This is a genomic window from Azospirillum sp. UFLA03-27, from assembly GCF_059803775.1.
In genome coordinates this window covers 1-12,433 of sequence record NZ_JAUQTX010000204.1, presented here as the reverse complement: position 1 = coordinate 12,433, position 12,433 = coordinate 1, and the positions used below count along the sequence as shown (strand labels likewise).

General features: G+C 67.8%; 13 protein-coding genes. 5 read left to right on the top strand and 8 right to left on the bottom strand.

What is annotated here, in order from left to right:
* The coding region (locus Q4I23_RS24370; RefSeq protein ID WP_498527925.1) for an energy transducer TonB at window positions 1-534 on the top strand (534 nt) is incomplete at its 5' end.
* Window positions 535-581: 47 nt separating this feature from the next.
* On the opposite strand, the gene Q4I23_RS24365 is transcribed toward Q4I23_RS24370, so the two are convergent.
* The 3 genes from Q4I23_RS24365 to Q4I23_RS24355 all read right to left on the bottom strand — a co-directional run bounded on the left by Q4I23_RS24365 (window position 582) and on the right by Q4I23_RS24355 (window position 4,243).
* Window positions 582-1,208 carry a response regulator transcription factor gene (locus Q4I23_RS24365; RefSeq protein ID WP_014241772.1) on the bottom strand — a complete coding sequence of 209 codons (627 nt, stop codon included), beginning with the start codon at window positions 1,206-1,208 and terminating at the stop codon, window positions 582-584.
* On the bottom strand, window positions 1,192-2,850 hold the full coding sequence (locus Q4I23_RS24360; protein WP_498527924.1) for an ATP-binding protein: 1,659 nt from the start codon (window positions 2,848-2,850) through the stop codon (window positions 1,192-1,194). The genes Q4I23_RS24365 and Q4I23_RS24360 overlap by 17 nt, the downstream gene beginning before the upstream one ends.
* A 133-nt stretch (window positions 2,851-2,983) precedes the next feature.
* Window positions 2,984-4,243: a Glu/Leu/Phe/Val family dehydrogenase gene (locus Q4I23_RS24355; RefSeq protein WP_498527923.1), complete on the bottom strand. Its 1,260-nt coding sequence runs from the start codon at window positions 4,241-4,243 to the stop codon at window positions 2,984-2,986.
* 295 nt (window positions 4,244-4,538) lie between these two features.
* On the opposite strand from Q4I23_RS24355, the gene Q4I23_RS24350 reads away from it, so the two are divergent.
* Both Q4I23_RS24350 and Q4I23_RS24345 read left to right on the top strand, forming a co-directional pair.
* Window positions 4,539-4,931: a GreA/GreB family elongation factor gene (locus Q4I23_RS24350; RefSeq protein WP_454016562.1), complete on the top strand. Its 393-nt coding sequence runs from the start codon at window positions 4,539-4,541 to the stop codon at window positions 4,929-4,931.
* Between the two features lie 150 nt (window positions 4,932-5,081).
* A complete protein-coding gene (locus Q4I23_RS24345; RefSeq protein WP_454016563.1) occupies window positions 5,082-6,257 on the top strand; it encodes a DUF2325 domain-containing protein in 1,176 nt (391 codons plus the stop codon).
* A 102-nt stretch (window positions 6,258-6,359) separates the two neighbouring features.
* Here Q4I23_RS24345 and Q4I23_RS24340 read toward each other — a convergent pair whose 3' ends face one another.
* Both Q4I23_RS24340 and Q4I23_RS24335 read right to left on the bottom strand, forming a co-directional pair.
* The gene (locus tag Q4I23_RS24340; protein WP_498527922.1) at window positions 6,360-6,986 is read right to left on the bottom strand and encodes a hypothetical protein; all 627 of its coding nucleotides are present in this window, start codon (window positions 6,984-6,986) and stop codon (window positions 6,360-6,362) included.
* Window positions 6,987-7,137: 151 nt separating this feature from the next.
* Window positions 7,138-9,159 carry a methyl-accepting chemotaxis protein gene (locus tag Q4I23_RS24335; RefSeq protein WP_498527921.1) on the bottom strand — a complete coding sequence of 674 codons (2,022 nt, stop codon included), beginning with the start codon at window positions 9,157-9,159 and terminating at the stop codon, window positions 7,138-7,140.
* A 325-nt stretch (window positions 9,160-9,484) separates the two neighbouring features.
* Between Q4I23_RS24335 and Q4I23_RS24330 the strand changes: the two genes are divergently transcribed.
* Complete coding sequence (locus Q4I23_RS24330) at window positions 9,485-10,570, top strand: hypothetical protein (RefSeq protein ID WP_454016566.1); 1,086 nt, start codon at window positions 9,485-9,487, stop codon at window positions 10,568-10,570.
* 13 nt (window positions 10,571-10,583) lie between these two features.
* Here the strand turns inward: Q4I23_RS24330 and Q4I23_RS24325 are convergent, their stop codons facing one another.
* Together Q4I23_RS24325 and Q4I23_RS24320 are read right to left on the bottom strand one after the other, a co-directional pair.
* On the bottom strand, window positions 10,584-10,985 hold the full coding sequence (locus tag Q4I23_RS24325; RefSeq protein WP_498527920.1) for a DUF1398 family protein: 402 nt from the start codon (window positions 10,983-10,985) through the stop codon (window positions 10,584-10,586).
* A 32-nt stretch (window positions 10,986-11,017) separates the two neighbouring features.
* On the bottom strand, window positions 11,018-11,479 hold the full coding sequence (locus tag Q4I23_RS24320; RefSeq protein ID WP_498527919.1) for a MarR family winged helix-turn-helix transcriptional regulator: 462 nt from the start codon (window positions 11,477-11,479) through the stop codon (window positions 11,018-11,020).
* Between the two features lie 139 nt (window positions 11,480-11,618).
* On the opposite strand from Q4I23_RS24320, the gene Q4I23_RS24315 reads away from it, so the two are divergent.
* Window positions 11,619-11,915, top strand: a complete 297-nt coding sequence (locus Q4I23_RS24315; protein ID WP_498527918.1) for a hypothetical protein — start codon at window positions 11,619-11,621, stop codon at window positions 11,913-11,915.
* 59 nt (window positions 11,916-11,974) lie between these two features.
* On the opposite strand, the gene Q4I23_RS24310 is transcribed toward Q4I23_RS24315, so the two are convergent.
* A partial coding sequence (locus tag Q4I23_RS24310; protein WP_498527917.1) for a hypothetical protein occupies window positions 11,975-12,433 on the bottom strand: 459 nt, incomplete at its 5' end.

Here is a 12,433-nt window from a genome sequence, read left to right as displayed (position 1 = left end):
AGATCTACACTCGCGTATAATCGTCGGCAGCGTCAGATGTGTATAAGAGACAGGCCGGAACCGCCGCCCAAGCCGAAGCCCAAGCCCAAGGAAGAGCCCAAGCCGAAGCCCAAGGCCGAAGCGCCGAAGCCGCGCCCGCAGACTCCCCCGAAGCCGGTGACGGAAGCCCCGGCCAACGCCGCCCCCGCCGCAGCACCACCCGCGAGCGCGCCGGCCCAGGCGGCGCCGGTGGTGCGCAACAGCAACGCGCTGCCCACGTGGCACGGTGCCGTCCTTGGCCATCTGGAGCGTTACAAGCGCTACCCCCGCATCGCCCAGATGCGGCGCCAGCAGGGCGTTCCGCAGGTCCACATCACGCTCGACCGGCAAGGCCGGGTGCTGGCGGTGCGGCTGCACAAGGGCTCCGGCTTCGAGGCGCTGGACGAGGAGACGATCGCTCTGGTCGAACGCGCCTCCCCGCTCCCGGCCCCACCGCCGGACGTGGCGCAGGACCGCATGGAACTGGTGGTGCCGGTGCAGTATTTCCTGCGCTGAGCCGGTACACGCTTCGACCGCTCAAGCGTCGGAGAGAGGGATGCGCATCACGGTATGTGCATCCACAGGCGCATGAGTTCCGGAACCGTGCGGATGTCGAGTTTGCTGAGAATGTTCGCCCGGTGGGTTTCCACCGTGCGGACGCCGATCCCGAGGCGGATCGCGATGGCCTTGTTGGCGCAGCCCTCGACCATCAGCGCCGCGACATCCCGTTCGCGGGGGCTGAGAAGGGCCAGCTTCGCCAGGGCGGACTCCGCGGCGGAGCGGTCCCGGCGCTGGTGGGCGTCGCGCTGCAAGGCCTCGTGGATGCGGCGCAGGAAGACGCCGTCGTCGAACGGCTTTTCCAGGAAATCGACGGCTCCGGACCGGAAGGCGGTGACGGCGGAACTCACCTCGCCATGGGCGGTGATGATGATGACCGGCAGGCCGCAGCCGCGCCGGGACAGTTCCTCCTGAAGCTCCAGCCCGTCCATGAAGGGCATGCGGAGGTCGGCCACCACGCAGCCCGGCTGCTCCGGGCTGTAGCGGTGCAGGAATTCCAGCGCGTTGACGAAGGTGCGCACGGACAGGCCGGCCACCTCGACAAGGACGGAGAGCGCGTCGCGGACCGCCTCGTCGTCGTCGATGATAAAGACGGTCGGTTCGCCGGTGGAGGTTTTATCGGTCTGGGTCATGGGATGGCCGGGTGTCTGAACGGGCTGCGGGCAGAAAGACCTGAAAAACGGAACCGGTCGAACCGGTGCGGCCGAGCCACAGCCTGCCGCCGTGGCTCTCGACGATCGAGCGGCAGATGGGCAAGCCGAGCCCCATGCCCGCCGGCTTCGTGGTGGCGAACGGCGAATACAGATGGTCGACCATGCCCGCCGACACGCCGGGGCCGCTGTCCTCGACCTCGAAGGTCAGGCCGTCCGGCGGCGTGGCCCGGACACGCAGGACGACCTCGCGCACCGCGCTGTCAGCCGCGGCGATGGCCTCTATGCTGTTGTGCACGAGGTTGAGGAGGACCTGCTCGATCTGGATGCGGTCGCACAGCACGAGGGGCAGCGGCTCCGCCATGTCCACCCGCAGCTGGACCCGGTTGTAGGCCGCGTCTCCCCGCACCAGCGTCAGCGTTTCGCGCAGGATCTCGCTGGCCGATTCCGGCGCCAGTTGAAGCGACCCCTTGCTCAGGAACGTGCGCAGCCCGCGAATGACCTCGCCCGCGCGCTCCGCCTGAATCACCGCCTTGTCGATGAGTTCGTGGGCGCGCGGCGGCGTGTCGTCGCCTTCCAGCAGGCGCTGGGCGGCGCGCGCGTAGCTGATGGCGGCCAGCAGCGGCTGATTCAGCTCGTGGGCCAGGGCGGAAGCCATCTCCCCGGTCACCGTGAGGCGGGAGAGATGGGCCAACTCGGTCTGGTGTTCGCGCAGCCGGACCTCGACCTCGCGCCGCTCGCTGACCAGGGCGCCGAGGAACAGGGCCGTGATGGCAAGGGCCAGCATCAGCGTCTGGTGATAAACCACCGCCCCCAGGGGAAGGCCGATCGCCTGCAGCCCGGCGATCAAGCCGCTTTGGATGGCCAGGGCCGCCAGCACCGCGCCCGGCAGGCCGTGCGACACCGCCACCCAGACGAGGGGCAGGAACAGCACGTAGAACAGGTTGAACTGGCCGTCGCCGATGGGCAGGAAGACCAGCAGCAGGGCCGCGGCGATGGCCGCCGTCTGCGCGGCGGTGGGCGTCTTCGGCACGCTCCAGGCGGGAGTCTCGTCCGGCCGGTGTAGGAGGAGGACGAAGGGCGTGACCACGGCGATGCCGATGGCATCGCCCAGCCAGTATTGGAACGCCAGCGTCGGAAGGTCGGCCGCGGGCAAGGCCCCGTCGAGGACGAACACGCCGACGAAGACGGGCGCCACGACGGCGGCGCTCAGGAAGGTGACGCCGACCAGCCAGCCGACGTCGCGCACCCGGTTCAACGCCAGACCGATCGCCACCCGGTGGCGCAGCACATGGGCGGCCGCCCCGTACCCGGCGACGATGGCGAGATTCGAGAGCAGCAGCGAGGAGACCGAGGCCGGATGCCCCCGCACCACCAGATCGGCCAGGATCAGCGTGGCGTAGACCATCGGCAGGCCGCGCGCGCCGGTCCACAGCAGAAGGGCCATGTAGAGCCCGGCCGGCGGGTTCCACGGCGTGATGTTGAGGCTCGGGCGGGGGTGGATGAAGGTCAGCCAGTCGATGGGCAGATAGGCCGCCAGGAAGGCGAGCGACAGCACGACCATGTCCCGGCCGGTCAGGATGGTCGACGCTCCCGTCGCACGGCTGGCGGGCGGAAATGGCATCTCAGAACAGTCTTTCAGGCTGCACGGGCGCAACGGCATGGGTGGACGAGGCACGGACTATACGTCCAACCGGGCGTGTTCGCCTATGCGATGGGCGGGAGCCCGGCGGGCTCCCGTCCCCGCGACGCACGGATCAGCCGACGAAGAACGGCTGCGTTCCATGCGCGGCGATGGCCTTTGACAGCCGTTCCAGCGCGTGGGCGTAGGCCGCCGTGCGCATCGGAATGTCCTTGGTCGTGCCCATGTTCCAGACCCGGCGGCCCTCGGTCTCCATGATCACGCGAAGGCGCTCGTGAATCTCGTCGAGGCCCCAATAGTAGCCCTGGCGGTTCTGCACCCACTCGAAGTAGGAGACCGTCACGCCGCCGGCGTTCGCCAGGATGTCGGGCAGGACGATGACGCCGGCCTCGTTCAGGATGCGGTCGGCGTCCGGCGTGACCGGGCCGTTGGCGAGTTCCATGACGACACGCGCCTTGATGAGCCCGGCGTTGCCCTTGTGGATCTGATCCTCCAGTGCCGCGGGGACCAGGATCTCGCACGCGGTGCCCAGCAGTTCGTCGCCGGTCACCGCACGGGCGCCGTTCCCGGTGTAGGCGGTCACCGAGCCGCCCCGCTCCTTAGCCGTCTGCACGGCCTGCGGGTCCAGCCCCTCCTCGCAGACGATGGCGCCGCGGGAGTCGGACAGGCCGACGATGCGATAACCGTCCGCGTGCAGCAGGCGGGCGATGTGGAAGCCGGCGTTGCCGTAACCCTGGATCACCACCCGGCGGGCCGATCCGGACAGGCGAAGATCCTCTTCCAGATGCTTGATCAGGTAATAGCCGCCGCGCGCGGTCGCGTCGTCGCGCCCGAGCGAACCGCCGAGCGGCAGCGGCTTGCCGGTGATGACCGCCGGGCTCGGCTGGCGGACGATGGAGCTGTATTCGTCGGCCATCCACCCCATGATCATGGAGTTGGTGTAGACGTCCGGCGCCGGGATGTCGCGGTCGGGCCCGATCATGCCGGCGAAGGCTTGGACATAGGCCCGCGACAGACGCTCCAGCTCCGACTTGGACAGGCTGTGCGGATCGACCTTCACCGCGCCCTTGCCCCCGCCGTAGGGCAGGTTCATCACCGCGCACTTGAAGGTCATCCAGAAGGCCAGCGTGGTCACTTCCTCCACGTTGGAACTCGGGTGGAAGCGGATGCCGCCCTTGGTCGGGCCGCGCGTGTCGTCGTAGCGGCACCGCCACGCCGGGAAGGAGCGCCGCGAACCGTCGTCCATGCGCACGGACAGGCGGACGCTCAGAGTCTCCTTGGCGTATTTCAGTTTCTCGAGAACCTCGGAATCCACCTCGACGTGCTTGGCGGCTTCATCCAGGCGGCTCAGCGCCCCCGAAAGCAGATCGTCCATTCCTTTTCCCCATGGTTTCGGTCAGGAGCACCGAAGGTTGGCCGCATCTCCTTCCTGGAAGGTTCTGCTCACTTCCCCTAAGGCATATGACGGCTTTTCTACTGGGGAATAACCCGGATCAAAATATCCGTATTACTACGGAAATCGCGTAACATACTAAGAAACAACGATAAATTTTTTACAGACCGATCAGCGCCTTGCGCTCCGTAATCATACGGATGGCCGCGGACAATGCCCGTGGGCGAGAGTTCATCCGGGCTTGAATCACCGCCGCCACGCAGTCGAGGACGCATCGATGACCGAGGAAACCGATCGGCCGCTGATCTGGATCGGACGCATGGATTACGGCCGCCTGCTGCGGGCCATGGACCGGCTGGCCGTGCAGGCCCCGGAGGTCTCGGCGTTCCTGTCGCGGGAGTTGGAGCGGGCGATCGTCCGCCCGGAAGGCGACCTCCCCCGGACGATCGTGCGCATGGGCAGCCGAGTGCTGTTCCGCCGCGACGACGGCATGCCGCCCGAATGGGGGGAACTGGTCTACCCGGACCAATCGCCCAAGGACGACCAAATCACCGTCGCCTCGCCGCTGGGGGTGGCCCTGCTCGGCCTCCGGGAAGGGGCTCACATGCCATACAGCGATGCGGACGGAATCACACGCCGGTTGATGATCGAGCGCATTCTCCCGGCCTGAGCCGCCTCCTCGGGAAAGAGCCTTCTTCGCTCTTCATTTGCAAATGCGAATGAATCGCATTATTTGTGGAGCATGTTCCGCTCCACGGCCCCGCTTGGCTCCGGACGGAACCGGAGACCCAACAGCCGAAACCAATCGGGGGCGGAGACGATGTGTGAGCGTTGTCGGAAGACCGTACCATCCTGCGTGCTGGGACAGGCGAAGCGCCGGAAGCTGTGGACGATTCCCACGGAGTATCATTGCTCGATCGTGGGCACCTGCCTGTCGTCGGAAGACGTGGCGTGGCTGTGCCGGCGGCTGAAGCTGGTTCCCACGGCGGACGCGCGCCCCTACGACATCCACCGCTATTTCGTGGAGAAGGCCGCGGAGGACGGGCCGGAAGCCCGGCTGATGCACAAGCGGCTGGACGAGACCTTCGCCGTCGCGGTGAAGCGCTTCGCCCGCGAGACGACCGAAGAGGGCTGGATGGCGCTGTGGACCGCCGCGGTGGCCTCGGGCGACGTCGCCGCCGCCTACTGGGGCGTGCTGAGCCACGGCGCCATGCCCGACGCGGTGCGGGTGCGCGCCTTCGCCGACGTGCACATGCTTTCCCACATCATGGGTGGCGAGAACCGGCGCCAGTTGCGGGAGAACCGTGATCTGGCCCGGCGCTGCGACGAGCTGACCGCCCGGCTGGCGAAGCAGGAACGCGCCGCCGCCGAACGCGTTGCCGAGAAGGACGCCCGCATCCGGGAGTTGGAGGCGCAGCTCGCCACCCAGCGGGCCGCACCCGCGGCTTCAGAGACGCCCAACGTCCCGAAAGCCCCGTCGGCCCGGGCGCCGGGTCAAGCGCGTCTGCTGCGCACCATGGACGCCCTGCACCGCCGCGTCGCCAGCGAGCGCATGCGCGCCCGCCACGCCGAGGCCGAGGTGGAGCGGCTGCGCCGCCTTCTCGACCCGCCGGCCGCGCAGCTCCGCCGCACCGCCGCCGCCGAAACGAACGCCCCGACCGACCTCGGCGGGCGGGCCATCCTCTATGTGGGCGGACGAACCAAGAGCCTGCCCCATCTGCGGGCGGCGGTGGAGACGCGCAACGGCTGCCTGCTGCACCATGACGGCGGGTTCGAGCAGACGACCCGCTGCCTGGAAGGGCTGGTGGAGCGCGCCGACGTGGTGGTCTGTCCGGTCGATTGCGTCAGCCACGACGCCTGCCTGCGGGTGAAGGGCCTGTGCCGCCGCATGGGCAAGCCCTTCGTTCCCATGCGCAGTGCAGGCGCGACCAGCTTCGCCCGCATCCTGCACAGCTTCGGCCAGGACGGCTCCGGGGAGGACGCAGCCCATCATTGAAAGCCCGCGTCGGAATTGCGAATTGCCGCATGGCGGTGGAGAGCGAATGCGCCCGGGCCGTTGGACTGCACCGTTGCACCCCAGCGGCTCGCCGCCCGCGCGTCACGGCACCAAACGCCAACGGGCCATGCGGGCGGCGTTGGCGGCGATGATCTGCTGGGGTAGGGCCTCAGGAGCCCCGGCGTAGGGCAGCGTGCCCTGGACGGCGTTGGGATTGGCGAACGCCTGGAGAAAGGTGTTCCGCCGCTGATTCAGTTCATTGATCAGGTCCTGGTCGTTCCCCGCGTTCTGCAGCCGCTGCTGGAAGTACGCGTTCGCCGTCGCCAGCACGGGAAACCCGACGGCATCGTAGAAGCCCGCTGCCGTCGGCGCCATCGTGCTCACCTGGATGGTGGCCGCGGTGAGCAGGACGTTCGCAGCGAAGATGTACACCACCAGAGCGCCCAGCCCGGGAACGCGGCCATCGATGTTGTCCGTCTGCAAATGTTGCAGCGACGCACGAATGAGGTTCTGCTGATTGTCCTGCACCAGCTGACCGGTGGCGACGCCTGGGTAGGGAGTGCCCGCGGGGTTGCGCACGTCAATGGTGACCATGTTCGCCGGCGTGTTCCGAACGGTGATCTCGAACGTACGCCCTTCGTCGACGTTGGTGAGCCGGTACACTCCGGCCGGATAGTTCTGCCCGACGGGGTAAAATTGCGTGAGTTCGATCCCCTGAATGCCTGCCATGTCGCTTCTCCATCGTTGCCGGGCGAGGGCGCCGACCCCGGTGCTGTCCACCGCGGCAAGTCGCTTCTGAGATCCAGACGCTGCAGGCCGCGAAGTGTGAACGGTTGTCCGACGGCTTCCGGTGATGGTCCGATGCTCCTCCCCGGCGCGGTCAGGCGCTGCGGATGCCGTCGAGGAAGTCGTCGACCTCGCCGGTCAGCCGTTCCGCCTGCTGCGACAACTCCTGCGCCGCGCTCAGCACATGGGTCGCCGCCGCCCCGGTGTCGTTGGCCGCCTGCCGCACACCGGCGATGTTGGACGCGACCTCCTGCGTGCCGATGGCCGCCTGTTGGACGTTGCGCGTGATTTCCTGGGTGGCCGCGCCCTGCTCCTCCACAGCGGCAGCGATGGCCGTGGCGATCTCGTTCACCTCGCCGATCACGGCGCCGATGGCCTCGATCGCCGAGACGGCGTCGCGCGTGACGGTCTGCACCCGGGCGATCTGGACCGCGATGTCGTCGGTCGCCTGGGCCGTCTGGCTCGCCAGCATCTTCACCTCGTGCGCCACGACGGCGAATCCCTTGCCGGCGTCGCCGGCGCGGGCGGCCTCGATGGTGGCGTTGAGCGCCAGCAGGTTGGTCTGGCTGGAGATCGCCTGGATCAGCCCGACCACTTCGCCGATGCGCTGGGCGCAGCCGGCCATCAACCGCACCGTCTCGTCCGTCCGCCGGGCGTCCGCGACGGCGCGCGTGGTGATCGCCTGCGACTGGGCAGCGCGGTTGCCGATCTCCCGAATGGACGCGGTGAGCTGTTCGGTCGCCGCCGCCACGGTCTGCACGTTCGTGGAGGCCTGTTCCGACGCGGCGGCCACGGCGAAGGATTGCTGGTTGGTCTGCTGGGCCGCCGTGGACATGGAGCCGGCGGTCGCTTCCATCTCCGTCGCGGCGGACGACAGGGTGCCGACCAGCCCGCTCACCTTGGCTTCGAAGCCGCGGGTCAACCGGTCCAGCGTAGCCGCCCGCCGCTCGCGCAAATCCTGCTCACGCGCCCGTTCCGCCTCCAGCCGCTCACGCGCAACGGCGTGCTCCTGGAAAACCTCGACGGCTTGCGCCATGGCGCCGATCTCGTCGCGACGTCCGGTGCCGGGAATGGCGACCGCCAGATCGCCATCGGCCAGTTGTCGCATGGCCCCGGTCATCGCCGTGAGCGGGCGGACGATCCGGCGCATCACGAGCAGCGATCCCCCGACCCCCAGAATCAGGCTGAGCGAGAAGACGGCGAGGCCGACGAGCAGATCGAAGCGAGCCTCCTCCGCGGCCTCTGCAACCGCTGCGTCGATGGCGGTACCCGTCGTGCCGGCCAATGCGAGGATGGAATCGATGCCCGCGGTCGCCCGGCTCATCCATTCGTCGGAGGTCAAGGGGTACCGTCCATCCGCACCACCCTTCAGCACCGCCTGCCGGGTCTCGGCGAAGCCTTGGAAGTACGCGGTCTCGACCCCATCGATGGCTCGCGCCAGATCGGGCGTGATGTCCGGCCGGTTGCGCAGCGCGCCGATGCCCTCCCACGCCTGCTCCAGCCGTCCGCGGGATTTCGCCAGGGCGTCGGCCTGTCCGGGAGCGAGCGGCCGGCGGCCGGCGACGAGAGCGCTGAACAGCGCGCGCTCGCGGCCGGCGTGTTCGGCCATATCCGCCGCGTAGCCGCGCAACTGGACGAGTTGGAACGTCGCCGTGCTCGGCGGTGGAGCCACCGCTTCCAACAGCCGGCGCAGAGAACCGATTCGCTCGATGTGCGCCGTGATCGTGCCGGCGAAGCCCGACACCACGCTTGGCGACCTTTCGCCGGCGCTGCGGGCCAGAGCCTCGTCCACCCCGCGCCGGACGTCCTGAAAGGCGGTCGACGATGCCTCGACCTCACCGAGCCGTGGAGCGTGCGGAACCATTGTGGGGATGGCGCGCAAATCCTCCAGCGCAGCGCGCAGCGCAGCGTCGGCGGCACCGCGGCGCTTCTGCAACCGGACGAGCCTTTCGCCGGAAAGCGGGTCCGCGCCGTTCAGAGCACCGTTGGTGGCGCCTCGCTCAAGGGCGAACTCGCCGGCGGCGGCGACTAGGCCGCCCGCCACCTGATTGACTTTCCGATAGGCAGAAGCCGTTTCGACGCCGCGAAGCGCCACGAACGCGGCGTCACCCGCCATGAAGATTCCCAGAAGGGCAAGCCCACCGACAATCACCGGTAGAATGACTTTGATGGACAATAATCGCATGGGATTATCCTCGAAAGCGGACAGCATTCATCGACTCAAACCCGCTGCCCGATGCCTTTCCTTGATTTTGGTCAAAGGACCTCCGAGGACCGGCTGGGGGACATGATCTGATGAAAATTCAGCGTTCTGCTCTATCTATTACACGTTTTCTTTCAGAAAATTTCCAATCGGCTTTTCAGAATGAACGGTGGGCAGGCGGCTAAAGTTGCGAAGCACCGCTCCGCCATGTGATACAACATCGCTGGAAGGAGCCGTCATGCCGTCTGAACACCCGTCACCCGAAGCCTCGCCGGTCAGCCAGGAGAGCCCCGCACCCCTGTTGAAACTGGGGGATACGCCACGCCCGGCCGCCATGCCCGATGGTCTCGCCGCTGAGGTCGCCGGCTGGCGCTTCGTTCTGCGCAGCCCGGTGGCTCCCAGCTTCTACTCCAAACCCGGAACGCCGTGGCAGTCGCCGCCGGAAGGTTGCCTGCGGGCCAGCGACCGTTGGAATCTGGACGGCGCCTTCCCCACCGACCAACCCATCGAGAACGGCGCGCAATGGGCTGTCGCGCGGTTCGAGGGCGGGGTGTGGCGTGTGGAACGCTGCGTTCCGGCCGCCGCCCGCCCGGCGGTGCGCGACCTTCTGCGCCTGCGGGTGGAGCGGCTGACCGCCGCCCGCCGTTGGACGCACGGCGACCTGGAGCTTCTGCAGAGCCTGCTCGACGGCGGGACGCTGGCGGAATCCGTTCTGCTGGCCGGTGACGAGGGGCGGGCGCGGTCGCTGCGGTCGTTGAAGGCGCTGGGCCTCGCCGGAATGGCGACCGCGGACGACCCGGAGCTTCCCGACGAGGCGAAGGCGGTGCTCGCGGAGGGGGCGGAGAGCGTTGTCTGGCTCGACACCGATGCGCGCGAGATCGCGGACGGCATTCTGTCCTGGCATGCCAAAAAGCAGGCCCGCACCGTCGCGCGGCTGAGCCGGGGCGCCGAAGCGAAGCAGCGCGGCGACGACATGAAAGACGCGCTGACCAAGGCGGTGCAGCGGGCCTTTCCCCGAATGCCCAAGGAGGCCGCCGCCGCCGCCGCCGCCCGGCTGGCGCCCGGCGTGAAGAAGCTGGGCCGCATGCCGGCGCTCCAATCCATCGTTGACGCGGTCGCGGAGGTGCGGCTGGAACGCTGGCGCCAAGCCGTGGCATCGGAGCCGGAAGTGGCCAAGCGGCTGGCCGCCATGGAAGCGCGCGGCGATGCCAACCGCGCGCTCAAGCGCTACCGCGACCAGCGCGCGGTCGAGCGGACGGAGGCCGAATTGAAGGAATGGCGCGGCGACCTCGGCCCCGTGCTGTCCCGACGCTTGGGCTGGTGACGGCGGGAAGGCGTCAGCGGGCGCCGGGGAACCACTCAGTGTGGCTGTCGCCGCTGCGGCCGTAATAGACGACCCGCCGGCCCAGGATGCTGACCGTCCAGCCGGCGCAGCCCGCCCGCAGCACCCGCTCGCAGAAACCGCCGTAGCGGATCGTTCCGGCCTGGATGGCGCGGACGGCGGACTCCACGCCCTGCGCCGAAAAGTCCACGGACGGCGGCAGAGAAGAAGGCCGGGCCTCCACCCGCTCCGTCGTCCCGTCCGGGAAGTAATAGGTCGTCTCTGCGCGCACGAGATCAGTGTGGTAGCGTTCCACCCCCGCAACGGCCAGCGCCGCGACGACCTCGGGGAAGGTGATCCGCTCCTCCTGCGAAGCCTGGCTGCACTCCCGCAGGATGGCTGTGATTTTGGCGTCCATGAGCAATTTTCCGTGCAGTGCGCGCTTCGCGGTCAGTCGATGGGAATGGAGCGCAGCCCCATCCGGCGGACGATGCTCTTCAGCGCCTCTTCGATCCGCTCCCGCTCGGCGGGATCCAGGTGCCCGAAGAATTCGAGATCGTTGCGGTCCGCCAAGGCGGACAGTTCCGGCACCAGCGCCCGGCCTTCCGGAGTGAGCGCCAGCGCTTGGTAACGCCGATCGTCCGGGTCGGCGGTCTGGGTGAGCATCCCTTTGGCGGCGAGCCGGTCGGCCAGTTTCGAGATCGCTCCCCGCGTCATGCCGAGCCGGTCGGCCAGCAGGCTGGGGGCCACGCCGTCGCGGCCATGAAGATCGCGCAGCACGACCCACTCGGCGACGGTCACCCCCCGCCCCGCCAGCTTTGCGGCGAAGGCATGGGACACATGATTCGACACGAAGCGCAGCCAGTAGCCGAGATGCGCGTCGAGCGGGCTGATGTTCGATTTGGCCAACACGCCCCCTTGAGTTTCCAAGGAAACTGATGGAAAACGGTTTCCTTGTCAACCATTTGGTTTTGTGATCGGAACAGAAATGAAACGATCCGGAGCCGGGACCTTTCAACGGCGACGACGGCCGCCTTCTCCCGATGATGCCATGTCCAACTTCCTGTCATCCAAACGTGCAAAATCAACGACCAAGCTCGCGGCATTGGGTGCTGTGCAAGCCATCATCGAGCTTTCTCCAGATGGAATGGTTCTTTCCGCAAACGATAACTTCCTTACGGCGCTTGAATGCAGCCCTGACGAGATCAAAAGCCGGCATTGGTCGTCAGTCCTCTCCTTTCAAGGCGGGGAGAGCAGCAACCCGCAGGGTCTGTGGGATGCGCCGCGGCGCGGTGAATCGAAGCCCGGGGAATGCCTGCTTTTTGGCAAGACGGGGCGGGGTTCGTGAGTCCAGGCGGTCTTCTCCCCGATTCGGGACCATAGCGGGCGGATCGCGACGATCGTCACCTATGTCATGGACATCACGGTGGGCAAGCGCCGGTCCGCTGACCAGGAGGGACAGATCGCAGGGGTCAACAAATACAGGCGGTCATCGAAGTCGACATCAACGGGAACGTCCTGACGGCGAACGCCACCTTCCTCACCACCATGGGCTACCGGTTGGATGAGATCGCCGGCCGGCACCACGCCATATTCGTGGCGCCGGAGGAACGCAACGGCGACTGTTACCGTCGCTTTTGGTACGCGCTCCGTCGCGGCGAGCACCAGACGACGGAGTTCCGGCGCCTGCGCAAGGATGGCGGCGACGTTTGGAGTCAGGCCAGCTACAACCCCGTCTTCGACGCCTAAGGCCGCTTGGTCAAGGTCGTCAAATCGGCAACGCCGGACAGCCCGGAGAAGTGGAGGAATTTGAACCATACTCCACAGATTCACGCCCATCTTCCCACCACGTGACAACCTTGAGAT